Below are 23,342 nucleotides of genomic sequence, written 5' to 3' on the forward strand. Positions count from 1 at the left end.
CCGGCCGCGTTCGGCCGGTCAGTCCCGGTCGCCGTGCCAGGAACGCCAGAGCGCGGCGTACGACCCGCCGGCGGCGACCAGTTCGTCGTGCGAACCGAGTTCGGTGATCCGTCCGCCCTCGACGACCGCGACCCGGTCGGCGTCGTGGGCCGAGAAGAGCCGGTGCGCGATCGCGATGACCGTCCGCCCCTCCAGCACGGCGGCGAGCGAGCGCTCCAGGTGCCGGGCCGACCGCGGATCGATCAGCGAGGTCGCCTCGTCCAGCACCAGGGTGTGCGGATCGGCCAGGACCAGCCGGGCCAGGGCCAGCTGCTGCGCCTGGGCCGCCGAGAGGTCGTGACCGTCCGCGCCGACCTCGGTGGCCAGCCCGTCGGGGAGCTGCTCGGCCCAGTCCAGGGCGTCAACGGCGGCCAGTGCGGCGCGTACCTGCTCGTCGGTGGCGTCCGGGCGGGCCAGCGCCACGTTGTCGCGCAGGGTGCCGATGAAGACGTGGTGTTCCTGGGTGACCAGGGCGACCTCGCAGCGCAGTTCGGCCGGGGAGAGGTCGGCCAGCGCAACCCCGCCGGCGGTCACCGAGCCGCTGTCGGGCCGGTGGATGCCGGCCAGCAGCCGGCCCAGGGTCGACTTGCCCGCCCCCGACGGCCCGACCATCGCCAGCCGCTCCCCCGGACGCGGCACCAGCGTGACGTCGTGCAGCACGTTACGACCCGGCTGGTACGCGAAGCTGACGTTGCGCACCGCCAGCGCCCCGCCGTCCGCCCGCGGCGCCGCGCCGGCCGGCTCCGGCGCCCGCGCCGCGGTGGCGACGCCGAGCAGCCGGGCCAGCGACGCCCCGCCGACCTGCGCCTCGTCCAGCCAGTTGAGCAGCAGGGTCAGCGGGGCGATCAGCGCCTGCGTGTAGAGCGCGGCGGCGGTGACCTCGCCGAGCGTCACCCGCCCTTCGCTGTAGAACCAGCCGCCGAGGATCAGGGTCGCCGCCAGCGGCAGCGCGTAGCTGATCTCGGCGATCGGGAAGAAGACCGTGCGCAGGTGCAGGGTGTAGCGCTCGGCGGCGTACGAGCGGGCGATGTTCGCGTCGGCCGCCGCACGGCGCCGGGCCTGCTGCCGCAGGGCGTCGGTGGTCCGCGCCCCCTCGACCAGTTCGCTGAGCCCGTCGGTGATGTCGGCGTACGCCGCGTTCTCCGCCAGGTATCCGGCCGGCGCCCGGCGGGTGTACCAGCGGATCGCCAGCACCAGCCCCGGCACCGCGATCAGGACCGGCAGCGTGAGCAGCGGGCTGACCAGCAGCAGCGCCGCGACCACGAAGCAGATGGTGACCAGGCCGATCAGCACGTTCGGCACGGCGAACCGCACCGACTGGGAGAGCGCGGCGACGTCGCGGCTGCTGCGGGTCAGCAGATCGCCGGTGCCCGCCCGCTCCACTGTGGAAAGCGGCAACGCCAGGATCCGGTCGACGAACTCCTCCCGGAGCTGGGCCAGCACCCGCTCACCGAGGCGCGCCGACGCCAGGTGCGCGAAGCGGGCCAGCACCGCCTGCACGGCGACGAAGACGACGATGGCGAGCGCGATCCGGTCCACCGTGCCGACGGTCGTGCCGGTGGAGATCGCCTCGACCAGTTCCCCGAGCAGCCGCGGCGCGGCCAGCCCGGCGATCGCGGCGAGGGCGTGCAGCCCGACCGCGCCGCCGAGGGCGCGCGGATGCTCCCGGACCAGGCTGCGCACGTACCGCCAGACCTGGGGTCCGTCGGCGATGGGCAGGATGGTGGCCGTGCTCATGATTCCTCCCGGCTGACCACCGCGGCGTACCTCGGCTCGGCCATCAGTTCGCGGTGCGTCCCCTCGGCGACGACCTTGCCGTCGGACATGAAGACCACGTGGTCGGCGCGGTCGAGCAGCAGCGGGCTGGTGCTGCAGACCAGGGTGGTGCGGCCGGGGCGTGCCGCCGCCAGCCGCGCGGCGATGTAGGCCTCGGTGTGGGCGTCGACGGCGCTGGTCGGTTCGATCAGCACCAGCACCTCCGGGTCGGCGGCCAGCGCCCGGGCCAGGCGCAGCCGCTGCTGCTGGCCACCGGAGAACTCCCGGCCGCGCTCGGCGATCCGGGTCGCCAGGCCGTCGGCGAGCCCGTCGACGATCTCGGTGGCGCCCGCCGCGGCCAGGGCCGCCGCGACGGTGGCGTCGTCGGCCCGCCCGTGCGGGTCCAGCTCCGCCCGCAGTTCACCGGAAAAGAGGCGGGCGTCGTTGTCGGCCACCAGGATCCGCTCCCGGACCGTCTCCAGCGGCAGATCCCGCAGCGGTACGTCCGCCAGCGTCGCCTCCGAGTCGGTGTAGCGGCCGAGCCGGTCGGTGACCCGTACGGCGTCGGCGGGGGTCGCGGTTGCCAGCACCGTCAGCCGGCCGGCCGGAACGACCAACCCGGACTCCGGATCGACCAGGTCGCCACCGGGCCGGGGTGCGGCGGCCGGGCGGGCGGGATCGGTGAACTCCGGCCGCAGTCTGAGCAGGGCCACCACCCGCCGGGCGGCGACATGCCCCCGGGTGACCTTGTCGATCATCTCGGTGACGTTGCGCAGCGGTGCCACCAGGAAGGCGGCGTAGCCGTAGAAGGCGACGAGTTCACCGACGCTGATGACGCCGCGCAGGGCGAAGCGGGCACCGAGCCAGGTCACCAGCACCATGAAGATGCCGGGCAGCAGCACCTGGGCGGCCTCCAGCAGCGAGTCGACCCGTGCCACCCGTACGCCGTCGTGGCGCAGCTGCTGGGACTGTGTCCGGTAGCGGGCCGAGAAGACCGACTCCCCGCCCACGCCGCGCAGCACCCGCAGCCCGGTGACGATGTCGGCGGCCCGGCCGGTGAGCTTGCCCTGCTGCGTGCGGTACGCCTCCTGCCGCCGGTGCAGCGGCCGGATCAGCAGGCCGACCACCGCCATCAGCAGCGGCACCCCGAAGACCACGACCAGGCCCAACGGGACCGAGGTGCTGAGCAGGATCACCGCGACGACGACGATCGCCACGACCGAGCCGATGCCCCGGGAGAGGATGTCCAGCGCGCTGCCGATGTGGGCGATGTCGCTGGTGCCGATGCTGACGACCTCGCCGGCGACGACCCGCTTGGGCAGCGTCGCGCCGAGCCGGTTCGCGTGATCGGTGGTGTTCTGCACGGTACGGAACGCCGAGGCGAGCCAGTTGAAGACCGCGAACCGGTGCCGGATGATGCTGGTGATCGCCTGCCCGACACCGAGGGCGAGCAGGATCGACGCCCAGCGGATCAGTTCGCCGCGGTCGCCTTGCGTCAGCCCCGCGTCGATGGCCCGGCCGAGCACCGCCGGCTGCAGTGCCAGCGTCAGCATCCACACCGTCGCCAGCGCGATGCCCCCGGCGAGGGTCGGCCAGATTCGCGCGGCTTGCCAGAGCAGGAATCCGGTCGCCGACCGGTGGTTCGGAGTGCCGGGGTCGGGCACGGGTAAGGACCGCATAGTAGGGGGAAACTATGGGACCGCCACCCCACTCGGCTACTCAATTTCCGCTGGTGGGGTGGCTGTCACACCCCGCGGCGCGTCAGCGGTCGACCTGAGTGAAGTCCCAGGAGTGCGGCGGCCGGGCCACCAGCATCACCGGCGCGGCCGGCATCTGCTCCGGGTTGCTGCGCCACTTGGAGATGACGACCACCCGGTTGTCGGTGGAGGAGAAGACTTCGCTGGAAACGTGGAGCGGATTGTGTTCGAACTGCGGCAGGGCGGTGTCGCAGACCCAGGTGATCAGGTCGGCGAAGCCGTGCGGTTCGGCCCGCGCCTCCCACATCCGCACGATCACGCCGTACTCCCCCCGCTCGCCCCCACTGCCCACGAAACGCTACACGCCGACGACGAGGGGCGGCGCAGCTTGCGACTCACCGTGTCGATCGCCGTGTCGGTTGCCGTGTCGGTTGCCGTGTCGGTTGCGCGGCAGATCGGGACAGACAAAGGGGACGACAGTGCTTTAGGCTGCTGCAACTCGACAGTCGCGACAGCTCCACAAAGGACAATCTGGATGGCGGCATCCGTGGCCGGTCCCGGGCCCAGCCCCGACTTCCTCAATCGTTTCACCGCCGCCCAGGCCACCGCCGAGGCGGCCGACGGATTGGTGCGCCTCACCGTCGACGGCACGGGCGACCTGGTGGAGCTAGCGCTCGACCCGCGCGCGATGCGGCTATCGTCGGCCGACCTGGCCGAAGCGATCCAGGAGGCGTTCCGCGTCGCCCGCGCCGACGTGCAGGCGGTCATCCAGGAAGAGCTCACCGCGGTGCCACCGCCGCTGCCGGCTGATCTGGGGCCGCTGGTCGACGAGATCGGCAACGGAGCCTGGCGCCGCCTCGACGACCTGACCGCCACCGCACAGCAACTGGCGGACCGGCTCAATCGCCGCAGCTGAACGGAGGCATCGCAGTGCAGCCGATGCAGACCGAGCCGGAGGTCCTCGCCGGAGCCGCCCAGTCCATCGCCGGAGTCGCGGTGGAACTCGACGACGGACTGACCTCACTGACCGCCACCGTCACCAGTGACAACCCGTGGGGGGCCGACGAACCCGGCACCGTCTTCGGTGCCGTCTACGCCGAGGTGCTGACGCACGCCCTCGACACGTACGGCTCGCACGTGCAGCAGTTGCTGACCGCGGCCGAAAACCTCGCCGAGTGGGCTCAGCAGGTGATCGAGGCCGACGAGAGCTCAAGCGAGGCCTTCCAGTCCCTGAGCAGTCAGTTGGGGGGCTGAGGATGGGCCTGCAACTTCCCGCGGAGCTGACCGAACCGCTCAGCTGGATCGGCCTGGACTGGCCGCAGGCCGACGAGGAGCTGCTCTTCGCAGCCGGGCAGCAGTGGCTGGCCTTCGGCGCCCGGCTCCAAGCCGCCGGCCAAGGCGCCAACGCCGCCGCCGACGCGGTCACCCAGTACAACTCCGGCACCACCGCCGACGCGTTCCGGCAGTGGTGGGATCGGGACGACGGGCCCCGCACGCGGCTGCTCGAGGACGCGATCGCCGCGCAGCTCATCGGCAGCGTTCTGATCATCTTTGCGGCGATGACGCTGGCAATGAAGATCGCCTTCATCATCCAGCTCATCGTCCTACTGGTGCAGGTCACCATGGCGATCGCCTCCGCGGTGGCGACCTTCGGCGCGTCGACCGCGACCGTCCCCGGCTTCATCGCCGCCACCCGGATCATCTGCCAGCGCCTGGTCAAACAAATCGTCAAACAGGTGCAGACCGAGCTCAAGCAGATCCTCGAGCAGGCGAAGAAGCTGCTCAAGCTGGTCCGCACGGGGGGTGCGAAACGCGCCGCCCGCAAGGTCGAGAAGCAGATCGCGGATGACCTGAAGCGGGTCAACCCGAAGTTCGACACAAGCACCCCGCACTACTCGGCCAACTGCACCCACTGCGTGCAGGCGTACGAACTGCGGCGGCGGGGCATCGATGTCGAGGCGACGGCCCTGCCTGACCAGTACCACCCCTTCCTGGGCCGTCCTTTGGACGCAGTCGAGGGCCCGTGGGGCCGCCAGTTCACTCCTGCGTCTCGCCCGGACATCGAAAGCGCGTTCAAGGATTTCGGCCCCGGCTCACGAGGTGTGGTCTACATCAAGTGGAACGGCAACGGTGCTCACGTGTTCAATGTGGAAAACGTCGGCGGCGAAGTTCGCTTCATTGATGGCCAGAACGGCATGGCCGACGCCGCAGGCTACTTCGACCTGGGAGGGGCTACCCGCTTCGTTCGGCTGGACGACGTCGAGACGCCGAGCACGCTCTCTGAGTTCGTCCGCCCCGTGGAATAGGATTGCGCGACATGACGGTCACGTATGAAGAAGCTCGGGAGATCGTTCGTCAGGCCACCGAGCCGGATTGGCCGTTCGGCACCTACTGCCTCGATGACCGACAGATCACCGAAAACGACCAGCGGTACGTCTTCGAGGTAGGCGCCCGGGAGTATCTGATCGACGACGACATATCGTTCGCCGTCGCCGGTGCCGTGCCGACGGTGGTCAAGGCCAGCGGTGCCCTGGAATGGCTTCCGTCGGTCACCGTGGCGATGGACCGCTCGTTCCGCAACCGCCCCAATCCGGCCCCGACCCTACGCATCTGACGCCGCGCCGTTCAGGACAACTCCACCATCGACCACCTGGTGTCGGAGGGCATCTGTCGGAAACGGCGCAGTGGCTGCGGCCGGCCCGCAAGCGTACGAGGAGCTACGGCCGTGGCCTCCGGGCGTAACCACCAGGGTCGGCGGTCGACCTGGGTGAAGTCCCGGTGGTCGGCGCAGGAGCAGACCACCCTCGGCCCTAGACGCTGACCACCGTCAGCGGCATCGCGCTGTCGGCCGGCAGGTCCAGCCGGCTCGGCGCGACCCCGGCCGCGACCAGGTGCGAGCCGAGGGCGGCGACCATCGCGCCGTTGTCGGTGCAGAGCCGCGGCGGCGGCACCCGTACGGCGATGCCGTGCTTGGCCGCACGCTGCTCGGCGAGCGCCCGCAGCCGCGAGTTCGCCGCCACGCCACCGCCGATGACCAGGGTGGAGATGCCGTGCTCGCGGCAGGCGTCGACGGCCTTGGCGGTGAGCACGTCGACCACCGCTTCCTGGAAGCTGGCGGCGACGTCGGCGACCGGCACCGGCTCACCGGCGCGCTGACGTGCCTCGACCCAGCGCGCCACCGCGGTCTTGAGCCCGGAGAAGGAGAAGTCGAAGCGGTGCGCCGCCAGGTCCTTCGGCGCGGTCAGACCGCGCGGGAAGGCGATCGCGGCCGGGTCACCGGAGCGGGCCTCCCGGTCGATCGGCGGGCCGCCGGGGAATGGCAACCCGAGCAGCCGGGCGACCTTGTCGAAGGCCTCCCCCGCCGCGTCGTCGATGGTCGCGCCGAGCGGGGTCACCCCGTGGGCGAGGTCGTCGACGAGCAGTAGCGAGGAGTGCCCGCCGGAGACCAGCATGGCGATCGCCGGCTCCGGCAGCGGGCCGTGCACGAGGGTGTCAACGGCGACGTGCGCGGCGAGGTGGTTCACGCCGTACACGGGCTTCTCGGCGGCGAGCGCGTAGCCCTTGGCGGCGGCCACGCCGACCAGCAGCGCCCCGGCCAGGCCGGGGCCGGCGGTGACGGCGATCGCGTCGATGTCGGCCAGAGTGACGCCCGCGTCGGCCAGCGCCCGCTCCATCGTGGGGACCATCGCCTCCAGGTGTGCCCGGCTGGCGACCTCCGGCACCACCCCGCCGAAGCGGGCATGCTGGTCGACGCTGGAGGCGAGCGCGTCGGCGAGCAGGGTGTGCCCGCGGACGATCCCCACGCCGGTCTCGTCGCAGGAGGTCTCGATGCCGAGGATCAGCGGCTCGTCAGCCATCGTGGTCACTCCCCCTGCCGGCGCATGATCAGCGCGTCGGTGTTGCTCGGTTGGTAGTAGCCGCGGCGGATCCCGATCGGCTCGAACCCGTACGTGGCGTAGAGGCGCTGGGCCGGGGCGTTGTCGGCGGCGACCTCCAGCAGGACGTTGCGTGCGCCCCGGCGCTCCGCCTCCGCCAGCAGCGCCAGCAGCAACTGCCGGCCGATGCCGCGGCGCTGGGCGTCCCGGCGTACGGCGATGTTCTGCACCCAGGCCTCGTCGTCGGCGACCGCCAGCCCGGCGTACCCGGCGAGGCTGCCGTCGGCGTCCAAAGCGGCGATGTAGTGGTGGCCGCCGGCGAGTTCACTCCAGAACATGCCGGGCGTCCACCGCTCGGCGCCGAAGAGGTCCGCTTCGATCGGCATCGCCGCGTCGATGTGCCACCAGCGGAACCGGGTCAGCTCCACCCCGACGCTCGCGTCGACTGTCACTGCAGCACCGACTTGCGGGCGCCCGCGCCGGCAACGGCGTCGGGGCGGCGCAGGTAGAGCGGGGTGAGGAGCTCGCCGGGAGCGCCGGCGCGAACCCGGTCGGCGGCGAGCGCGGCGAGCGCCAGCGGGTCCGGGTAGCGGGGCTCGGGGCCCACCGGCAGGCCCAGCTGGTCGGCGTAGCGCAGCGCGCCGTCGCCGGCGGCCGCCGTCACCCCCAGCTCACGGGCCCGCCCGGCCACCACGGCGGGGGTGTCGACACCGGGGCCGACGATGCGCGCACCGCTGCCGTCGTAGACCGCCCAGTAGATCTCGCGGCGCCGCGCGTCGGTCGCCGCCAGCACCGGCGCGCCCCTTACCGCAGTCACGCCGTCGGCCGCCGGGACGCCGAGCGCGTCCAGCGAGCAGACCCCGTACGTGGGGATGTCGAGCGCCTGACCCATGCTCGCGGCGGTGACCAGCCCGACCCGCAGACCGGTGAAGGGCCCGGGGCCGAGCCCGGCGACGATCGCGGCCAGGTCGGCGGCGCGCACGCCCGCCTCCGCCAGCACCTCGGCGACCTGGGGGGCGAGCAGTTCGCCATGGGCGCGGGCATCGACCGTACGGCGCGCGGCGCACGGGTCGACGCTGTCGGCGGTCACCGCCACCAGGGCCGTGGTCACCGCCGGGGTCGAGGAGTCCAGCACGAGTACGAACACGGTTTACGAGCCTATCCCTGCCGCCGCCCACTCTCGGCGACGCCCCGGCCGGGGGCGGGTTCAGCCGGCGGTGCGCTCCCAGTCGATCTCCGGCAGGCCGGCGTCGGCGAGCGCCTTGTTGGCGGCGCTGAACGGGCGGCTGCCGAGGAAGCCGCGCGGGTTCATCGGGCTCGGGTGCCCGGCCTCCAGCACCACGTGCGCCGGGTTGGTCACCAGCGCCGCCTTCTTGCGGGCGTAGCCGCCCCAGAGCAGGAAGACCACCCGCTGGTCCTGGGCGTTCAGGGCCCGGATGGTGGCGTCGGTGAACTCCTCCCAGCCGCGGCCGGCGTGCGAGCCGGGGCTGGCCTGGCGCACCGTCAGCACCGAGTTGAGCAGCAACACCCCCTGCGCCGCCCAGCCGCTCAGGTCACCGTTGGCCGGCTTCGGCACCCCGACGTCCTCGCCGAGCTCCTTGAAGACGTTGCGCAACGACGGCGGCACCGTCACCCCGGGACGGACGCTGAAGCTGAGCCCGTGCGCCTGACCGGCCCGGTGGTACGGGTCCTGGCCGAGGATCAGCACCCGGCACTCCTGCGGTTCGCAGAGCCGGTACGCCGAGAAGAGGTCCTCGATCGGCGGGAAGACCGTGGCGGTGGCGTACTCGCCGGCGACGAAGGCGCCGAGCGCGGCGGTGCGCTCCGGGTCGAGGTGCGGGGTGAGCACGGTGCGCCACGGCTGCGGCAGCAGGGCGGTCAGATCGAGACTCGGAGCGTCGGACATCGGCAACCTTTCGACGGGCGGTGCGGCCCCTTTCCTATCAGCCCGGCCCGACAGGATCGGCTGCGGCCGTCAGCCCAGTGCGGTGAGGCGCGCTTCCCAGTCGCCGCCGACGCCGGACAACCGCAGCACCCGGGTGTCGTCGTCGCGGCGGTCGATGCGCACCTGCAGATGCCCCTCGCCGAGCTGTTCGACCATCCCCGCGCCCCACTCGACGACGGTGACCGACTCCTCCATCGAGGCGTCCAGGTCCAGGTCGTCGATCTCGGCGCGCGGATCGGTGGCGTCTCCCAGCCGGTACGCGTCGGCGTGCACCAGCGTCAGCCGGCCGCCGCGCGCCGGATCGGGGCGGTGCACCCGGGCGATCACGAAGGTCGGGGAGGTGACGCTCCCCTGCACGCCGAGCCCGGCGCCGATGCCCTGCACCAGGGCGGTCTTGCCGGCCCCGAGCGGCCCGGTGAGCAGCACCAGGTCGCCGGCGCGCAGCAGCCCGGCGAGCCGGGACCCGAAGGCCTGGGTGGCCTCGAGGGTCGGCGCCTCCACGACATGACTCATCCGGGCAGCCTCTCCAGGAAGTCGAGCAGCGCCACGTTGACCGGCTCGGGGTGTTCCAGCATGACGGCGTGGCCGCTGTCGGCGATCTTGAGGTACTCCGCCTGTGGCAGCCGCCGCAGGATCTCCTCGGAGTGCCGCACCGGCAGGATCATGTCCTTCTCCCCGACGATGATCAGCACGGGGACGCCGGCCAGCGCGGCCAGCGCGGGGTGCCGGGAGTGGTTGAGCAGGGTCCGCAGGTAGCGGGTGACGGTGTCGGCGGAGGTGCGCGAGTTCATCGACTCGACGTACGAGACCAGGGCCGGGCTGGGCCGGTCGGTGCCGAAGCCGTACTTGCGGGTCAGCAGCCAGGCCACGTTCGAGGCGGCGAGCCGGGTGCGGTCGATCGTCTTCCCGCCGACCCGGGTGGCGTTGCTGAGCATGAACAGCAGCGGCGAGCCGGCCCGGTTCACCAGCGCCGGCGCGATCAGCCGGGTCTCGGAGAGCAGGCCACCGGAGGTCGCCATCAGCACGACGCCGACGACCCGGTCGCCGAAGAGCTCCGGATAGAGCTCGGCGAAGGCCATGATTGTCATGCCGCCCATCGAGTGGCCGACCAGCACCAGCGGACCCTCGGGGGCGGTGCGGTCGATCACCGCGCGGAGGGTACGGCCCAGCACCGCCAGGTCGTACTCGCCGGTCTCCTGCCGGCCGGAGCGGCCGTGGCCGGGCTGGTCGTAGCAGACGATGCGGTGGGTGCCCTGCTCGGTGAGGGCGTTGCGCTGGAAGTGGAAGGTCCCCATGTCCAGGCAGAAGCCGTGCACGAAGACGACGGTGGGCGCACCCGCCACCGGCCGGGACGGCTCGACGACCTCCACCTGGATGTCGGTGCCGTCCGGCATCTCCAGCAGGAACGCCTCGTCGTAGCGGTGGCGGCCGAACTCCTCGGCGGCGTACGGGTCGCCGGGGGCGTTCTTGGCGCGGCGCACCAGCGCCCGTTCGGCGGCCAGACCGGCGGCGACACCGGCGGCCACCCCGCCGGCGGCCCCGAGGAACCCGACGGTACGCGCCAGTCTCGATCGCGGCCGCCGGGCGCTCATTCGCGCTCGCCGTCGTAGTGGCGCGGCACCCGGCTGCCACCCAGGCGGGTGACGATCTCGTAGTTGATGGTGTCGACGGCCGCCGCCCAGTCGTCGGCGGTCGGTTCGCCGTGGGCGCCGCTGCCGAAGAGCGTCGCGACGTCGCCGGGGGCGACCGGGTCGTCGCCGCAGTCGAGGACGAACTGGTCCATGCAGACCCGGCCGGCGATGGTGCGGACCTCGCCGGCGAGCTGCACCGGGCCGCGGCTGGAGGCGTGCCGGGGCACGCCGTCGCCGTAGCCGAGCGGCACCACGGCCAGGGTGGTCTCCCGGTCGGTGGTGTAGGTGTGGCCGTAGGAGACGCCGCTGCCGGCGGGGACCCGCTTGGTCACGGTCACCCGGGCGCGGGCGGTCATCGCCGGGCGCAGCCCGTAGTCCTCGCCGGGCACCGGTGAGAGGCCGTAGATGGCGATGCCGGGGCGGACCAGGTCGAAGTGGGTGTCCGGTCGGGTCAGGGTGGCGGCCGAGTTCGCCAGGTGCCGGTACCGCGGTCGCAGCCCGGCGCGCCGGGCGAGGGCGACCCCCTCGGTGAAGGCCGCGAGCTGGCGGTCGATGGTGGGATGGCCGGGCGCGTCGGCGTGGGCGAGGTGGCTCCAGAGGCCGACCACCTCGATGAGGCCGTCGGCCTCGGCCTTGGCCGCCGCGTCGACCAGGGCGGGCCATTCGGCGGCGGTCGCTCCGCCCCGGGAGAGCCCGGTGTCGATCTTGAGGTGCAGCCGGGCCGGCCGGTCGGCCACGAGCGCGGCCGCGGTCATCTCGGCGAGCTGGTCGAGACCCGCCGTGCCGAGCTGGATGTCGGCGGCGACCGCCTCGTGCAGCGGCAGCCCGGGAGCCAGCAGCCAGGCCAGCACCGGGGCGGTGATCCCCGCCCGGCGCAGTGTCAGTGCCTCGTCCATGGTGCAGACACCGAGCGCGGTCGCCCCCGCATCCAGCGCCGCCCGCGCCGCCGGGATCATGCCGTGGCCGTACCCGTCGGCCTTGACCACGGCCATCAGCTCCGCGCCGGTGCCGGCCTTCAGCCGGGCGACATTCTCACGGATCGCGTCCAGATCGACCCGGACCTCGGCCTGCCACATGCTGCTCAGCCTACTTCCGCGCGGCCGTGGCCGCCTCGACGGCCAGCGGCGCCAGCACCGGACGCAGCGCCTCGGCGACCTCCACCGCGGTGACCGGTCCGTGCCGCGCCGCCCGGCGCCCGGCCAGCCCGTGCAGGTACGCCGCGGCGGCAGCGGCCCGCACCGGCGGCAACCCGGCCGCGAGCAGGGCGCCGAGCAGCCCCGCCAGCACATCGCCGGTGCCCGCGGTGGCCAGCGCCGGGGTGCCGCTCACGTTGACGTACGCCGGCCCCTCGGCGGTGGCGATCACCGTCCGGTCCCCCTTGAGCAGCACCACGGCGTCACAGCGGCGGGCCAGCGCCGTCGCCGCGGCGATCCGGTCCGGCCCGGGCGGGGCGCCGCAGAGCCGGGCGTACTCGCGGTCGTGCGGGGTGAGCACCACCGGCGCGCTCCGGCCGCGCAGCAGTGCCCCCGGTTCCCGCTGGGCCAGCAGTGTGAGCGCGTCGGCGTCGAGCACCACCGGCACGGGCGCGGCCAGCACCGCGTGCAGCTCCTCCTCGGCCGCGGCGTCCGTACCCAGCCCCGACCCGCAGACCCAGGCCTGCACCCGGCCGGCGTCGGCGACCCGGCCGGTGACGATCACCGAGGGGTGGCGGCGGACCACCTCGGCGTACGCGCTGCCCGCGTAGCGCACCAGCCCCGCCGGGCCGACGAGCGCCCCGGCGGCGGAGAGCAACGCGGCCCCCGGGTAGGCGGCCGAGCCGGTGACCAGCCCGACCACGCCGCGGGTGTACTTGTCCGCCTCCGGCCCCGGGACGGGCCACCAGCCGGCCACATCCGCCCACTCGGTCACCCGCAGCGCCGGCTCCGCCCGCAGCCACGGGTCCAGGCCGATGTCGACCAGCTCCACCTCCCCGGCCAGCGCCGCCCCCGCCCCCACCACCAGTGCCGGCTTCAGGCAGCCGAAGGTGACGGTCACGTCGGCGCGTACCGCCTGCTCCGGGCCGGCCGGCAGCGCCCCGGTGTCGACCTCGACCCCGCTGGGCACGTCCACCGCCACCACCACCGGCCGTACGCCGTCGCGGCCGCGCAGCAGCGGCAGGGCGGCGACCATCCGGTCCGCGGGCGGGCGCAGCCCACCGCTGCCGCCGATGCCCACGATCCCGTCGAGGACCAGGTCGGCGTACTCGGGAAGCTCGCTCACCAGCCGGCCACCGACGGCGACCAGCGCGGCCAGCCCGCCCGCGTGCACCCGCTGCGGCGTCATCGGCAGCGCCGCCACCGCGGCCCCGCGGGCGGCCAGCCGGGCGCCGGCATAGAGGGCGTCACCGCCGTTGTCGCCGGCGCCGACCAGCAGCAGCACCCGCGCCCCGTACACGCCGCCCCGGTCGGCCAGCAGCAGCGCGCACCGCCGGGCCAGCCCCGCCGCCGCGCGCTGCATCAGCGTGCCCGGCGGCACGGTCGCCATCAACGCCGCCTCGGCGGCCCGCACGTCCGCCACCCGCCATGCCGGTCTCATCCACGCGCTCCGCTCGTCGTCGCCGGGCCGCCCCGGAGGGCGTTCAACCCTCCGCCACCACCATCGCCGACGCGATGCCGCCGTCGTGCGACAACGACAGATGCCAGCGCCGGATCCCGCGTTCGGCCGCCACCTCGGCGACGGTGCCGCAGACGGTCAGCCAGGGCCGCCCGTCGGGATCGGAGACGATCTCGCAGTCGTGCCAGCGCAGGCCGGCGGGAGCGCCGAGCGCCTTCGCCACCGCCTCCTTGGCCGCGAACCGGGCGGCCAGCGACTCCGGCGATCGCGGATTGCCGGAACCGGTGAGCCGTTCGGCCTCGGTGAAGAGCCGGTCGGCGAGCAGCGGCGTACGCGCCAGCGCCCGGGTGAAACGCTCAACCAGGACCACATCGATACCGACAGCTACCACCACGGCGTCAACCCTACCGGCGGCGGATCGGGCACTTTAGTCCCCCGTTCACGCCGTCGGCAATGCCTGTGGACGGTGCGCCGGACGCGGCGGGACCACCGTCCACAGCCGCACCCGCAGGGCGTGGCCGCCCGCCTAGCGTCTGCCTTCGACCGGGAGACGAAGGAGGGGCCGAGATGGGTCCGGAGTTGCTGCGCGTACGCCCCGAAGGGCTGCACGAGTGTGCCCGCCGGCTGGCGGAGGCCGCGTACCGGCTGGGGCACGGCCTGGCCGGCGTCCCCGGGTTGACGGTGACCGATCAGGCCGGTCGGGCCGTCGCCGCCCTGGCCGAGCTGGAGCAGGAGACCCACCGCCTCCTCGGCCGGTTCGGCGCACGGATCGCCGACCGGTCGGCTGCGGTGCGCAGCGCCGCGACCGCGTACGAGGAGGCGGACCGGCACGCCGCCGGGTGTCTCGCCGCCACCCCGCGGTGATGCGCTACGCCGAGCTCTGGGCGGCGCGCCCGAGCGCCTGGGACTGTGCCGCGGCCGCCTGGCGGCCGGTCACCGCGCTGCTACGCCGCCGGGCCGCGGAGGTGACCGGCGTCGCCGCGGGTCTGGCCCCCGACTGGACCGGCGCGGCCGCCGGCGCCGCCCGCGACGGAATCGGCCGCACCGCCCGGGACCTGGCCGGCACCGCGTCCCTCGGCATCGAGGTCGACCAGATCCTCGCCGAGTACGCGAGCCGGCTCGCCACCGCCAAGGCCCGGCTGACCGCCGCGGTGGCCCGGCAGCCGGCTACCGGCATCCACCTCGACCGCGACGGCGGCGTCCGGGCCGAGCCCGGGGCCGACCCGCCGACCCGCCGGCTCGCCGCCGAGATGGCGGCGGGCATCGGCGCGGCGCTGGCCCTGGCCGGCGCCGCCGACCGGGAGGCGGCCGCCCGGCTGGCGGCGTTGACGACGGCGATCGCCGACGGCTGGTCGACGCCGCCGCCGTCCTACCGGCCACCGCCCGGCGCGTCGCCGCAGCTGGCCCGGCTCTGGTGGGACGGGCTCTCCGCCGCGCAACGGCGCTGGCTGGTCAACCACGAGCCGGAGCTGGTCGGCGGATTGGACGGGATCCCCGCCGACGCCCGGGACCAGGCCAACCGGCTGCTCCTCGACGCGCACCGGCGGCGGCTGCTGGAGCAGCGCCTGCGGTTGAGCGCCCAGGCCCCGCTGGACCCGCTGGAGACGGCCGCGCTGCTCCGGCTCGACGCCCGCATCCGCGGCCTGGCCTCGGTCGCCGACCGGCTCGGCGACGACGCAGCGCCGCGGGCGTACCTGCTCGGGTTGGCGAGCGCCGGGGACGGGCGGGCGGTGGTGGCGCTCGGCAACCCGGACCGGGCGGCGAACGTGGTGACCTACGTGCCGGGGATGACCTCCGAGCTCGGTTCGATCGACCGGGAGCTGACCCGCGCCGAGCGGCTCGCCGTGCGCTGCGCCGAACTGGAACCGGCGACCGGCACCTCGGTGCTGCTCTGGCTCGACTACGACGCGCCAGACTTCCTCGGCGAGGGGACCCGCGACGCGCACGCCACGGCGGCCGGGCCGGCGTTGCACCGCTTCCAGGAAGGGCTGCGCCTCACCCACGAGGGCCCGCCGGCGCACCAGACGGTGCTCGGGCACAGCTACGGGTCGCTGGTGGTCGGCGCCGCAGCCCGCGACCACGGCCTCGCCGCCGACGCGCTGGTCTTCGTCGGCTCACCCGGGGTCGGCGTGGACCATGCCGCCGCGCTGCGGATCGAACCGGACCGGGTCTTCAGCGCACTGGCGGCCGACGACGCCGTCCGGCACGCCCGGCCGGTGCGGGACCTGGTGGGCGCGGCGGGCGGGCCGCTCGTGCCGCTGGCCGAGGCGTGGCTGGGCCAGCGCGAGGACCGGCTCTGGTTCGGGCGCAACCCGGCCGACCCCGACTTCGGGGGCCAGACCTTCGCCAGCACCCCGGACGGGCACAGCGGCTACTGGAACGCCGGCAACCCGGCGCTGGATGCCATGGCCCGCATCGCCCTGGGCGGGCGGCCCTGAACCGCGGTGCTCCCGGCCCGGCTCCCGGCGCCGGGCCGGGAGCACCGCGGGCGGATCATTCGACGGTCACGGACTTGGCCAGGTTGCGCGGCTGGTCGACGTCGTGACCGCGGGCGGCGGCGATCTCGGCGGCCAGCACCTGCAGCGGCACCGTGGTCACCAGCGGCGCCAGCAGCGTCGGCGTGCGGGGGACATAGATGAGGTGGTCGGCGTACGGCTCGACGGCCCGGTCCCCCTCCTCCGCGATCACGATGGTGCGCGCCCCGCGGGCCCGGACCTCCTGGATGTTGGAGACGACCTTGTCGTGCAGCATGCTGCGCCCGGCGGCCGAGGGGACGATGCAGATCACCGGCGTGCCCTCGTCGATCAGCGCGATCGGGCCGTGCTTGAGCTCGCCGGCGGCGAAGCCCTCGGCGTGCATGTACGCGAGCTCCTTGAGCTTGAGCGCACCCTCCAGCGCGACCGGGTAGCCGACGTGGCGGCCGATGAAGAGCACCGTGGGGGCGCTCTTGAGCTCCCGGGCCAGCTCCCGCACCGGCTCGATGCGGCCCAGCAGCTCACGCAGCTTCTCCGGCACCTGGTGCAGCTGGGCGACGACCGCGGCCACCTCGTCGGCGTACTTGATCCCCCGCACCTGGGCCAGGTGCAGGCCGATCAGGTAGCAGGCGACGAGCTGGGTGAGGAACGCCTTGGTGGAGGCGACGGCGATCTCGGGGCCGCCGTGGGTGTAGAGGACCGCGTCGGACTCCCGCGGGATGGTCGAGCCGTTGGTGTTGCAGACCGCGAGCACCCGCGCCTTCTGCTCCTTGGCGTGGCGCAGCGCCATCAGCGTGTCCATCGTCTCGCCGGACTGTGAGATCACCACGACCAGGGTCGAGCGGTCCAGCACCGGATCGCGGTAGCGGAACTCGCTGGCCAGCTCCACCTCGCAGGGGATGCGGGTCCAGTGCTCGATGGCGTACTTGGCGACCATGCCCGAGTGGTACGCCGTACCGCAGGCGACGATGAAGATCTTGTCGACGTCGCGGAGGTCCTCGTCGCTGATCCGTACCTCGTCGAGCATGATCTGGCCGTTCTCGGTGAGCCGGCCGAGCAGCGTGTCGGCGATCGCCTGCGGCTGCTCCTCGATCTCCTTGAGCATGAACCAGTCGTAGCCGCCCTTCTCGGCGGCGGAGGCGTCCCAGTCGACGTGGAAGTCCTTACCGCTGGCCGGCTGCCCGTCGAAGTCGGTGATCTCGATGGTGTCGGCGGTGATCAGCACGATCTGGTCCTGGCCGAGCTCGACGGCCTCGCGGGTGTGCTCGATGAAGGCGGCGACGTCGCTGGCGAGGTAGTTCTCGCCCTGGCCCCGACCCACCACCAGCGGAGAGTTGCGCCGGGCGCCGACGACCGCGCCGGGGATGGCGGCGTCGACGGCGAGCAGCGTGAAGGCGCCCTCCAGGCGCAGGCAGACCTGCTGCATCGCCTTCGCCAGCAGCTGCGGGGAGTTCTCCTCGCCGGCGGCCCGCAGCTCGGTCAGCGCCGCGGCGAGCAGGTGGGCGGCGCACTCGGTGTCGGTGTCGCTGCGGAACTGGACGCCGGCGTCCTCCAGCTCGGCGCGGAGTTTGGCGAAGTTCTCGATGATGCCGTTGTGGATGACCGCCACGTCACCGTCGGAGGCCTGGTGCGGATGTGCGTTGCGATCGGTGGGACCGCCGTGGGTGGCCCAGCGGGTGTGACCGATGCCGGTGGGACCCTCCCCGATGCCGAGACCGTTGGCGCCGTCGGTCGCCGCCTCGCGCTCGGCGAGCAGCTTCTCCAGGTTGGCCAGCTTACCGGCCTTCTTCTCGGTCTGGAGTTCACCGTCACAGACGATGGCCACCCCGGCGGAGTCGTAACCGCGATACTCCAGGCGCCGCAACCCGTCGAGAACGATCTCCAGTGCCGGGCGCGCCCCGGCGTATCCCACGATTCCACACATGTTCGGGAGCCTAACCCATCTTTCGCTCAGAGGTAATGCTCGAAACTCGGCCTAATGCGCAGGGCCCGTGATCGATATTCGGGCCAAAACCGTCATAACATCCTTCAGTCCCAGCAGGGGCGGCGGGGACGATCCCCGGCGCACCCGCCGCGACCTGCACCGCAACGCACGACAGGAGCAGCTTCTGCGCCCCGGGCAAAGCCCGCCCGTGGCCCGCACGGCCGCCGCGCCCTAGTCTCGGTACGTGACGACCACCACGGATCCCCTGGCTTCCCGAATGCGCCCGTTCGGCACCACCATCTTCGCGGAAATGTCCGCACTGGCCGTGTCCACCGGTGCGGTCAACCTCGGCCAGGGCTTCCCGGACACCGACGGCCCACCGGAAATGCTCGCCGCCGCCGCCGAGGCGCTGCGGGGCGGGCAGAACCAGTATCCGCCCGGTCCCGGCATCCCGGCACTGCGGGAGGCGGTCGCCGCACACCAGCGCCGCTTCTGGGGGCTCGACTACGACCCCGGCAGCGAGGTGCTCATCACCGCCGGCGCCACCGAGGCGATCGCCGCCACCATCCTGGCGCTCTGTGAGACCGGCGACGAGGTGATCTGCTTCGAGCCCTACTACGACTCGTACGCCGCCTCGATCGCGTTGGCCGGCGCGGTGCGGCGCCCCGTGACGCTGCGACCCGGATCCGACGGCCGGTATGCCTTCGACCCGGACGAACTGCGCGCCGCCTTCGGCCCGCGTACCCGGCTGGTGCTGCTCAACACCCCGCACAACCCTACCGGCAAGGTCTTCACCGCCGACGAACTCGCGCTGATCGCCACGCTCTGCCAGGAACACGACGTGTGCGCCGTCACCGACGAGGTCTACGAGCACCTGGTCTTCACCGACGCGGACGCCCCGCACGTGCCGCTGGCGACGCTGCCGGGAATGCGGGAGCGGACACTGCGCATCTCCTCGGCCGGCAAGACCTTCTCCTGCACCGGCTGGAAGGTGGGCTGGGTCAGCGGTCCGGCGCCGTTGGTCTCGGCGGTGCTGCGGGTGAAGCAGTTCCTCACCTTCGTCAACGCCGCCCCGCTGCAGCCGGCCGTGGCCGTGGCGCTCGGGCTCCCCGACCGGTACTTCACCGAGTTCCGCGACGGCATGCAGTCCCGGCGCGACCAGCTCCTCGCCGGTCTCACCGACGCCGGGTTCACGGTGCTGCCGCCGGAGGGCACGTACTTCGTCACCGCCGACGTGACCGCGCTCGGCGGCCGGGACGGCATCGAGTTCTGCCGCTCGCTGCCGGCCCGCTGCGGCGTGGTGGCAGTCCCCACCCAGGTCTTCTACGACGACGTCGAGGCGGGCCGCCGACTGGTCCGGTTCGCGTTCTGCAAACGGCCCGAGGTCCTGGCCCAGGCCGTCGACCGGCTGCGCCGGCTGACGGCCTGAACCGGACCGGCCCCGGCCCTCAGGCCGACGCGGGACTCGCCGTGCGCACCTCGGCGGCGATCCGCTCCGCGGTCGCCTGCGCGATGTCGTGCGAGGCGGCCTCGACCATCACCCGCACCAGCAGCTCGGTCCCCGACGGGCGCAGCAGCACCCGGCCGGTCTCACCCAGCTCGGCCTCGGCCTGCGCGACCGCGGCACGCACCGCCGGCGCCTCGGCACCGACCTTGCGGTCGGCTACCGGAACGTTGATCAGCACCTGGGGCAGCCGCTCCACCGCCGAGGCGAGATCGGCCAGCGATCGGCCGGTCCGCGCCATCCGCGCCATCAGGTGCAGCCCGGTCAGCACCCCGTCGCCGGTGGTGGCGTACTCCGGCATCACGATGTGCCCGCTCTGCTCACCACCGAGGGCGAGACCGGCGGCGCGCAGCTCCTCCAGGACGTACCGGTCGCCGACCCGGGTCTCGATCACGCGAATGCCCTCTCGGGACATCGCCAGGCGCAGACCGAGGTTGCTCATCACGGTCGCCACCAGCGTGTCCGCGGTGAGCGTGCCGGCGTCGCGCATGCTCAGCGCCAGGATGGCCATCAGCTGGTCGCCGTCGACCTCGGCGCCGTCGGCGGTCACCGCGACACACCGGTCGGCGTCGCCGTCGTGCGCGATACCCAGGTCCGCGCCGTGCGCCAGGACGGCATCCCGCAACGCGTCCAGATGCTGCGACCCGCACTCGTCGTTGATGTTGAGCCCGTCGGGCTGCGCGTGGATCGCGATCACCTCGGCCCCGGCCTCCCCGTACGCGGCGGGAGCGACCTCGCAGGCGGCGCCGTTGGCGCAGTCGACCACGACCTTGAGCCCGTCGAGCCGGTCGTCGATGCTGGCGACCAGGTGGTTCACGTAGTGGTCGGCGCCGTCGAGCAGGTCGTGCACCCGGCCCACGCCGGCACCGGTGGGGCGGTCCCAGACAGCGGCGGCATTCGCCTCGATCGCCTGCTCGATCCGCAGCTCGATCTCGTCGGGGAGCTTGTGCCCGCCCGAGGCGAAGAGCTTGATGCCGTTGTCGGGCATCGGGTTGTGCGAGGCGGAGAGCATCACCCCGAGGTCGGCCTTGACCTCACCGACCAGGTGGGCGACGGCCGGAGTCGGCACGACACCGACCCGGATCACGTTGGCGCCGGCGCTGGTCAGCCCGGCGACCACGGCGGCCTCGAGCATCTCGCCGCTGGCCCGGGTGTCACGACCGACCACCGCCAGTGGCGGGTGGCTGCGGTCGGACTCGGCCAGGGTGTGCGCGGCGGCGATCGCGACCGCCATCGCCAGTTCCGGTGTCAGGTCGGCGTTGGCCCGCCCGCGCACCCCGTCCGTACCGAACAACCGACCCATGCGGCGAACCTTTCCAGAGGTAGACGGGAGCAGAAGACGGAAACGACCGGTTCCGCCTCCCTCTCGTGGTGGCGAAACCGGTCGTCCGTCAAACGCGCAATGCGGCGCGTATCAGCGCTTGGAGTACTGCGGCGCCTTACGGGCCTTCTTGAGACCGTACTTCTTGCTCTCCTTGACGCGGGCGTCCCGGGTGAGGAAGCCGGCCTTTTTGAGCGCCGGACGGTCGTCCGGCTCGTCGACGATCAGCGCACGCGCGATCGCGAGCCGCAGGGCACCGGCCTGGCCGGTGATGCCGCCGCCGCGCAGGTTGGCGATGACGTCGAAAGCCTCGGGCTTCTCGGTGGTCACCAGCGGGTCCTTGATCAGCTGCTGGTGCACCTTGCTCGGGAAGTACGCCTCGAGGTCGCGGCCGTTGCAGGTGATCTTGCCGCTGCCGGGGATGAGGCGCACCCGGACGATGGCCTCCTTGCGACGGCCCACGGTCTGGATCGGGCGGTCGCTGCGGGGCGCGCGGGCAACCGGCGCCGGAGCCTCGACGACCTCGACCTCAGCCTCGGTCTCGATGGTGTCAGTCATGCTGATTCCCTCGCCCGCGCTCACTGCGCGATCTGCTTGATCTCGAACGGCACCGGCTGCTGCGCAAGGTGCGGGTGCTCGGCACCCGCGTAGACCTTGAGCTTCTTGATGATCTGGCGGCCGAGCTTGTTGTGCGGCAGCATGCCCTTCACCGCCAGCTCGATGGCCTTCTCGGGGCGCTTGCTCAGCAGCTCCTCGTAGCCGACCTGCTTCAGACCACCCGGGTAACCGGAGTGGCGGTAGGCAACCTTGGTCTGCCGCTTGTTGCCGGTCAGCGCAACCTTGCCGGCGTTGACGATGACGACAAAGTCACCGGTGTCAACGTGCGGCGCGAAGGTCGGCTTGTGCTTTCCCCGCAGCAGCGTGGCGGCGTGGGTGGCCAGGCGGCCCAGCACGACATCAGAGGCGTCGATAACGTGCCACTGACGTTCGATCTCACCCGTCTTCGGGCTGTACGTACGCACAGGTCTACCTTGTCTCGTCGTCGGTCTGGGGTGGCACGCCGGAAAACCAGGCGCGCGCGAACGACCAAGCGTACCTCATGCGGCACGCCTCGGATGTCGTACAACAGCAGGCAACGATACTCGCTGCCTGGCTGTGAGGTCAAAACGGGCCCGGTTCGGCCATCAGCGAGAAGATCCTCGCCCGGCCCGGGACGGCCCCGGGGTCGGCCTCGCCATACACGATAGCTCTCCACCGAGGCCGACCCCGAACGGCCCCTGCCATATCGCGGTCCGGCCGCGATCCGCCACCTGGCGCCGACGGGCGAAGGTCTCGCGCGCACAACGCTTAGCAGGACCGAAACACCCGGGACGCCAGGAGGAAACGGAAAAACGGCACGCTATGCCGTCATGACAGAGAGTTCCGATCCGCCGACTGTACGTCGTCGATCGGGGCGGAGCAGCGGGACCACGACGGACGAGGCGCTCGTCGGCTTCACCGTCGGCGTCACCGCCGGCCGACGATCCGACACCCTCGCCGGGCTACTGCGTCAGCACGGCGCCCGGCTGGTCGCGGCACCGGCCCTGCGGATGGTCCCCTTCGCCGACGACGCGGAACTGCGCGCCGTCACCCGCGCCTGCCTCAGCGAACCCCCCGACGTGCTGCTCGCCACCACCAGCACCGGTATGCGGGGCTGGCTGGAGGCGGCGCAGGGCTGGGGGCTCGCCGACTCACTGCGCAACACGCTCAACGACACATACATCGTCTCCCGGGGCCGGCGGGTCACCGCCGCACTGCGCCGGGCCGGGCTGCCGGCGCACTGGTCGCCGCCCTCCGAGAGCTGCGACGAGATAGTGGCGCACCTGCGCGGGCGCGGGCTGCCCGGGCGGCGGATCGTCGTACAGCTGCCCGGCGAACGACATCCCGAGCAGACCGACCAGCTGATCGCCGGCGGCGCAGAGGTGCTGGAGATCCCGGTCTACCGCTGGGCGCCGCCGCAGGACCCGGCACCGCTGCACCGCCTTGTCGACCTGGTCGGCGCCCGGCTCGTCGACGCCGTGACCTTCACCTCTGCGCCGGCGGTGGCGGCGTTCCTGCGTACCGCCGGAGACCGGACCGCGCTCGTGCTGGAGGCGTTCTGCTCGGATGTGCTCGCCGCCTGCCTGGGGCCGACCACCGCGTCCGTGCTGCGCCGGCACGGCGTGCCGGTCCGGGTTCCCCGCCAGCCCCGGCTCGAGGCGCTGGCGGAACTGATCGCCGCGGAGCTGCCGGCCCGGGCCGCGCCGCTCAAGGTCTCCGGCCACCTGCTCACCCTGCGGGGACACGCCGCCGTGGTGGACGGGCGGCTGCGCCCCCTGGCCCCCGCCCCGATGGCGGTGCTGCGGACCCTCGCCAACTCGCCGGGGCGGGTGCTCTCCCGCACCGCGCTGCTGCGGGCCCTGCCGCCGGGCGCCGACGAGCACGCCGTGGAGATGGCGGTGGCCCGCCTGCGCGCGGGCCTCGGCGCCCCGCGCCTGGTGCAGACCGTGGTCAAGCGCGGCTACCGGCTGCGCGTTGACTGAGCGTCGAGACCGGCAGCGGCCGCC

24 protein-coding genes are annotated in these 23,342 nt (G+C 73.2%); 8 read left to right on the plus strand and 16 right to left on the minus strand.

The annotated features are described in order from the left end of the window. Nucleotides 1-18: 18 nt before the first annotated feature. From ACK8GG_RS18455 to ACK8GG_RS18465, 3 genes are all read right to left on the minus strand, one after another. Nucleotides 19-1,776: an ABC transporter ATP-binding protein gene (locus tag ACK8GG_RS18455; RefSeq protein WP_440356871.1), complete on the minus strand. Its 1,758-nt coding sequence runs from the start codon at nt 1,774-1,776 to the stop codon at nt 19-21. Then, nucleotides 1,773-3,473: an ABC transporter transmembrane domain-containing protein gene (locus tag ACK8GG_RS18460; RefSeq protein ID WP_440356872.1), complete on the minus strand. Its 1,701-nt coding sequence runs from the start codon at nt 3,471-3,473 to the stop codon at nt 1,773-1,775. The genes ACK8GG_RS18455 and ACK8GG_RS18460 overlap by 4 nt, the downstream gene beginning before the upstream one ends. 82 nt (nt 3,474-3,555) lie before the next feature. After that, nucleotides 3,556-3,810, minus strand: coding sequence for a hypothetical protein (locus tag ACK8GG_RS18465; protein ID WP_440349760.1), 255 nt, complete (start codon nt 3,808-3,810; stop codon nt 3,556-3,558). A 69-nt stretch (nt 3,811-3,879) separates the two neighbouring features. Here ACK8GG_RS18465 and ACK8GG_RS18470 point away from each other — a divergent pair, with 69 nt between their 5' ends. The 4 genes from ACK8GG_RS18470 to ACK8GG_RS18485 are packed head-to-tail and all read left to right on the plus strand — an operon-like array spanning nt 3,880 to nt 6,105. Next, nucleotides 3,880-4,407 (plus strand): YbaB/EbfC family nucleoid-associated protein, encoded by a 528-nt coding sequence (locus ACK8GG_RS18470; protein ID WP_440356873.1) that lies wholly within the window; start codon nt 3,880-3,882, stop codon nt 4,405-4,407. 14 nt (nt 4,408-4,421) lie between these two features. After that, nucleotides 4,422-4,745, plus strand: coding sequence for a hypothetical protein (locus ACK8GG_RS18475; protein WP_440356874.1), 324 nt, complete (start codon nt 4,422-4,424; stop codon nt 4,743-4,745). A gap of 2 nt (nt 4,746-4,747) precedes the next feature. Further along, nucleotides 4,748-5,797 (plus strand): toxin glutamine deamidase domain-containing protein, encoded by a 1,050-nt coding sequence (locus ACK8GG_RS18480; protein ID WP_440356875.1) that lies wholly within the window; start codon nt 4,748-4,750, stop codon nt 5,795-5,797. An 11-nt stretch (nt 5,798-5,808) separates the two neighbouring features. Then, a complete protein-coding gene (locus tag ACK8GG_RS18485) occupies nt 5,809-6,105 on the plus strand; it encodes a hypothetical protein (protein ID WP_440356876.1) in 297 nt (98 codons plus the stop codon). Between the two features lie 196 nt (nt 6,106-6,301). On the opposite strand, the gene tsaD is transcribed toward ACK8GG_RS18485, so the two are convergent. The 9 genes from tsaD to ACK8GG_RS18530 form a co-directional block, all read right to left on the minus strand. Next, nucleotides 6,302-7,348 carry a tRNA (adenosine(37)-N6)-threonylcarbamoyltransferase complex transferase subunit TsaD gene (tsaD, locus tag ACK8GG_RS18490; protein ID WP_440356877.1) on the minus strand — a complete coding sequence of 349 codons (1,047 nt, stop codon included), beginning with the start codon at nt 7,346-7,348 and terminating at the stop codon, nt 6,302-6,304. Nucleotides 7,349-7,353: 5 nt separating this feature from the next. After that, nucleotides 7,354-7,752: a ribosomal protein S18-alanine N-acetyltransferase gene (gene rimI / locus ACK8GG_RS18495; protein WP_440353330.1), complete on the minus strand. Its 399-nt coding sequence runs from the start codon at nt 7,750-7,752 to the stop codon at nt 7,354-7,356. 62 nt (nt 7,753-7,814) lie between these two features. Beyond that, nucleotides 7,815-8,513, minus strand: coding sequence for a tRNA (adenosine(37)-N6)-threonylcarbamoyltransferase complex dimerization subunit type 1 TsaB (gene tsaB, locus ACK8GG_RS18500; protein WP_440356878.1), 699 nt, complete (start codon nt 8,511-8,513; stop codon nt 7,815-7,817). A 60-nt stretch (nt 8,514-8,573) separates the two neighbouring features. After that, on the minus strand, nt 8,574-9,272 hold the full coding sequence (ung, locus tag ACK8GG_RS18505; RefSeq protein ID WP_440352534.1) for a uracil-DNA glycosylase: 699 nt from the start codon (nt 9,270-9,272) through the stop codon (nt 8,574-8,576). A 69-nt stretch (nt 9,273-9,341) separates the two neighbouring features. After that, nucleotides 9,342-9,824, minus strand: coding sequence for a tRNA (adenosine(37)-N6)-threonylcarbamoyltransferase complex ATPase subunit type 1 TsaE (gene tsaE, locus ACK8GG_RS18510; protein ID WP_440349766.1), 483 nt, complete (start codon nt 9,822-9,824; stop codon nt 9,342-9,344). Further along, entirely contained in the window at nt 9,821-10,903 is a 1,083-nt protein-coding gene (locus ACK8GG_RS18515) for an alpha/beta fold hydrolase (RefSeq protein ID WP_440352533.1), read from the minus strand. Before ACK8GG_RS18515 ends, tsaE begins: the two co-directional genes overlap by 4 nt. Continuing rightward, entirely contained in the window at nt 10,900-12,018 is a 1,119-nt protein-coding gene (gene alr, locus ACK8GG_RS18520) for an alanine racemase (RefSeq protein WP_440356879.1), read from the minus strand. The genes ACK8GG_RS18515 and alr overlap by 4 nt, the downstream gene beginning before the upstream one ends. A gap of 10 nt (nt 12,019-12,028) precedes the next feature. Continuing rightward, nucleotides 12,029-13,516, minus strand: a complete 1,488-nt coding sequence (locus ACK8GG_RS18525; protein WP_440352531.1) for an NAD(P)H-hydrate dehydratase — start codon at nt 13,514-13,516, stop codon at nt 12,029-12,031. Nucleotides 13,517-13,559: 43 nt separating this feature from the next. Further along, nucleotides 13,560-13,928: a holo-ACP synthase gene (locus ACK8GG_RS18530; RefSeq protein WP_440349770.1), complete on the minus strand. Its 369-nt coding sequence runs from the start codon at nt 13,926-13,928 to the stop codon at nt 13,560-13,562. 173 nt (nt 13,929-14,101) lie between these two features. Here ACK8GG_RS18530 and ACK8GG_RS18535 point away from each other — a divergent pair, with 173 nt between their 5' ends. Both ACK8GG_RS18535 and ACK8GG_RS18540 read left to right on the plus strand, forming a co-directional pair. Then, nucleotides 14,102-14,398, plus strand: a complete 297-nt coding sequence (locus ACK8GG_RS18535) for a type VII secretion target (protein ID WP_440352530.1) — start codon at nt 14,102-14,104, stop codon at nt 14,396-14,398. Continuing rightward, the gene (locus ACK8GG_RS18540) at nt 14,398-15,972 is read left to right on the plus strand and encodes an alpha/beta hydrolase (protein ID WP_440352529.1); all 1,575 of its coding nucleotides are present in this window, start codon (nt 14,398-14,400) and stop codon (nt 15,970-15,972) included. The genes ACK8GG_RS18535 and ACK8GG_RS18540 overlap by 1 nt, the downstream gene beginning before the upstream one ends. 55 nt (nt 15,973-16,027) lie before the next feature. Here ACK8GG_RS18540 and glmS read toward each other — a convergent pair whose 3' ends face one another. Then, on the minus strand, nt 16,028-17,932 hold the full coding sequence (gene glmS, locus ACK8GG_RS18545; RefSeq protein WP_440352528.1) for a glutamine--fructose-6-phosphate transaminase (isomerizing): 1,905 nt from the start codon (nt 17,930-17,932) through the stop codon (nt 16,028-16,030). A gap of 244 nt (nt 17,933-18,176) precedes the next feature. Here glmS and ACK8GG_RS18550 point away from each other — a divergent pair, with 244 nt between their 5' ends. Further along, on the plus strand, nt 18,177-19,361 hold the full coding sequence (locus ACK8GG_RS18550; protein WP_440356880.1) for a pyridoxal phosphate-dependent aminotransferase: 1,185 nt from the start codon (nt 18,177-18,179) through the stop codon (nt 19,359-19,361). Between the two features lie 19 nt (nt 19,362-19,380). On the opposite strand, the gene glmM is transcribed toward ACK8GG_RS18550, so the two are convergent. The 3 genes from glmM to rplM all read right to left on the minus strand — a co-directional run bounded on the left by glmM (nt 19,381) and on the right by rplM (nt 21,779). After that, entirely contained in the window at nt 19,381-20,739 is a 1,359-nt protein-coding gene (gene glmM, locus ACK8GG_RS18555; RefSeq protein ID WP_440356881.1) for a phosphoglucosamine mutase, read from the minus strand. 111 nt (nt 20,740-20,850) lie between these two features. Further along, nucleotides 20,851-21,315, minus strand: a complete 465-nt coding sequence (gene rpsI, locus ACK8GG_RS18560) for a 30S ribosomal protein S9 (protein WP_440349776.1) — start codon at nt 21,313-21,315, stop codon at nt 20,851-20,853. A 20-nt stretch (nt 21,316-21,335) separates the two neighbouring features. Further along, the gene (gene rplM, locus ACK8GG_RS18565) at nt 21,336-21,779 is read right to left on the minus strand and encodes a 50S ribosomal protein L13 (RefSeq protein ID WP_440349777.1); all 444 of its coding nucleotides are present in this window, start codon (nt 21,777-21,779) and stop codon (nt 21,336-21,338) included. Between the two features lie 387 nt (nt 21,780-22,166). On the opposite strand from rplM, the gene ACK8GG_RS18570 reads away from it, so the two are divergent. Then, nucleotides 22,167-23,318, plus strand: a complete 1,152-nt coding sequence (locus tag ACK8GG_RS18570) for a uroporphyrinogen-III synthase (protein WP_440352525.1) — start codon at nt 22,167-22,169, stop codon at nt 23,316-23,318. Nucleotides 23,319-23,342: the final 24 nt, after the last annotated feature.

Source organism: Melissospora conviva (assembly GCF_049523535.1).
GTDB classification, from domain to species: domain Bacteria; phylum Actinomycetota; class Actinomycetes; order Mycobacteriales; family Micromonosporaceae; genus Melissospora; species Melissospora conviva.

Excerpts from the sequence above, each read along its gene's own strand:
- ACK8GG_RS18485 (WP_440356876.1), top strand. The coding sequence starts at position 5,809 with ATGACGGTCACGTATGAAGAAGCTCGGGAGATCGTTCGTCAGGCCACC.
- glmS (WP_440352528.1), bottom strand. The coding sequence starts at position 17,932 with ATGTGTGGAATCGTGGGATACGCCGGGGCGCGCCCGGCACTGGAGATC.
- tsaE (WP_440349766.1), bottom strand. The coding sequence starts at position 9,824 with ATGAGTCATGTCGTGGAGGCGCCGACCCTCGAGGCCACCCAGGCCTTC.
- ung (WP_440352534.1), bottom strand. The coding sequence starts at position 9,272 with ATGTCCGACGCTCCGAGTCTCGATCTGACCGCCCTGCTGCCGCAGCCG.
- rpsI (WP_440349776.1), bottom strand. The coding sequence starts at position 21,315 with ATGACTGACACCATCGAGACCGAGGCTGAGGTCGAGGTCGTCGAGGCT.
- rimI (WP_440353330.1), bottom strand. The coding sequence starts at position 7,752 with ATGCCGATCGAAGCGGACCTCTTCGGCGCCGAGCGGTGGACGCCCGGC.
- glmM (WP_440356881.1), bottom strand. The coding sequence starts at position 20,739 with ATGGGTCGGTTGTTCGGTACGGACGGGGTGCGCGGGCGGGCCAACGCC.
- ACK8GG_RS18515 (WP_440352533.1), bottom strand. The coding sequence starts at position 10,903 with ATGAGCGCCCGGCGGCCGCGATCGAGACTGGCGCGTACCGTCGGGTTC.
- ACK8GG_RS18480 (WP_440356875.1), top strand. The coding sequence starts at position 4,748 with ATGGGCCTGCAACTTCCCGCGGAGCTGACCGAACCGCTCAGCTGGATC.
- ACK8GG_RS18540 (WP_440352529.1), top strand. The coding sequence starts at position 14,398 with ATGCGCTACGCCGAGCTCTGGGCGGCGCGCCCGAGCGCCTGGGACTGT.
- ACK8GG_RS18570 (WP_440352525.1), top strand. The coding sequence starts at position 22,167 with ATGACAGAGAGTTCCGATCCGCCGACTGTACGTCGTCGATCGGGGCGG.
- ACK8GG_RS18455 (WP_440356871.1), bottom strand. The coding sequence starts at position 1,776 with ATGAGCACGGCCACCATCCTGCCCATCGCCGACGGACCCCAGGTCTGG.
- ACK8GG_RS18525 (WP_440352531.1), bottom strand. The coding sequence starts at position 13,516 with ATGAGACCGGCATGGCGGGTGGCGGACGTGCGGGCCGCCGAGGCGGCG.
- alr (WP_440356879.1), bottom strand. The coding sequence starts at position 12,018 with ATGTGGCAGGCCGAGGTCCGGGTCGATCTGGACGCGATCCGTGAGAAT.
- tsaD (WP_440356877.1), bottom strand. The coding sequence starts at position 7,348 with ATGGCTGACGAGCCGCTGATCCTCGGCATCGAGACCTCCTGCGACGAG.
- ACK8GG_RS18460 (WP_440356872.1), bottom strand. The coding sequence starts at position 3,473 with ATGCGGTCCTTACCCGTGCCCGACCCCGGCACTCCGAACCACCGGTCG.
- ACK8GG_RS18535 (WP_440352530.1), top strand. The coding sequence starts at position 14,102 with ATGGGTCCGGAGTTGCTGCGCGTACGCCCCGAAGGGCTGCACGAGTGT.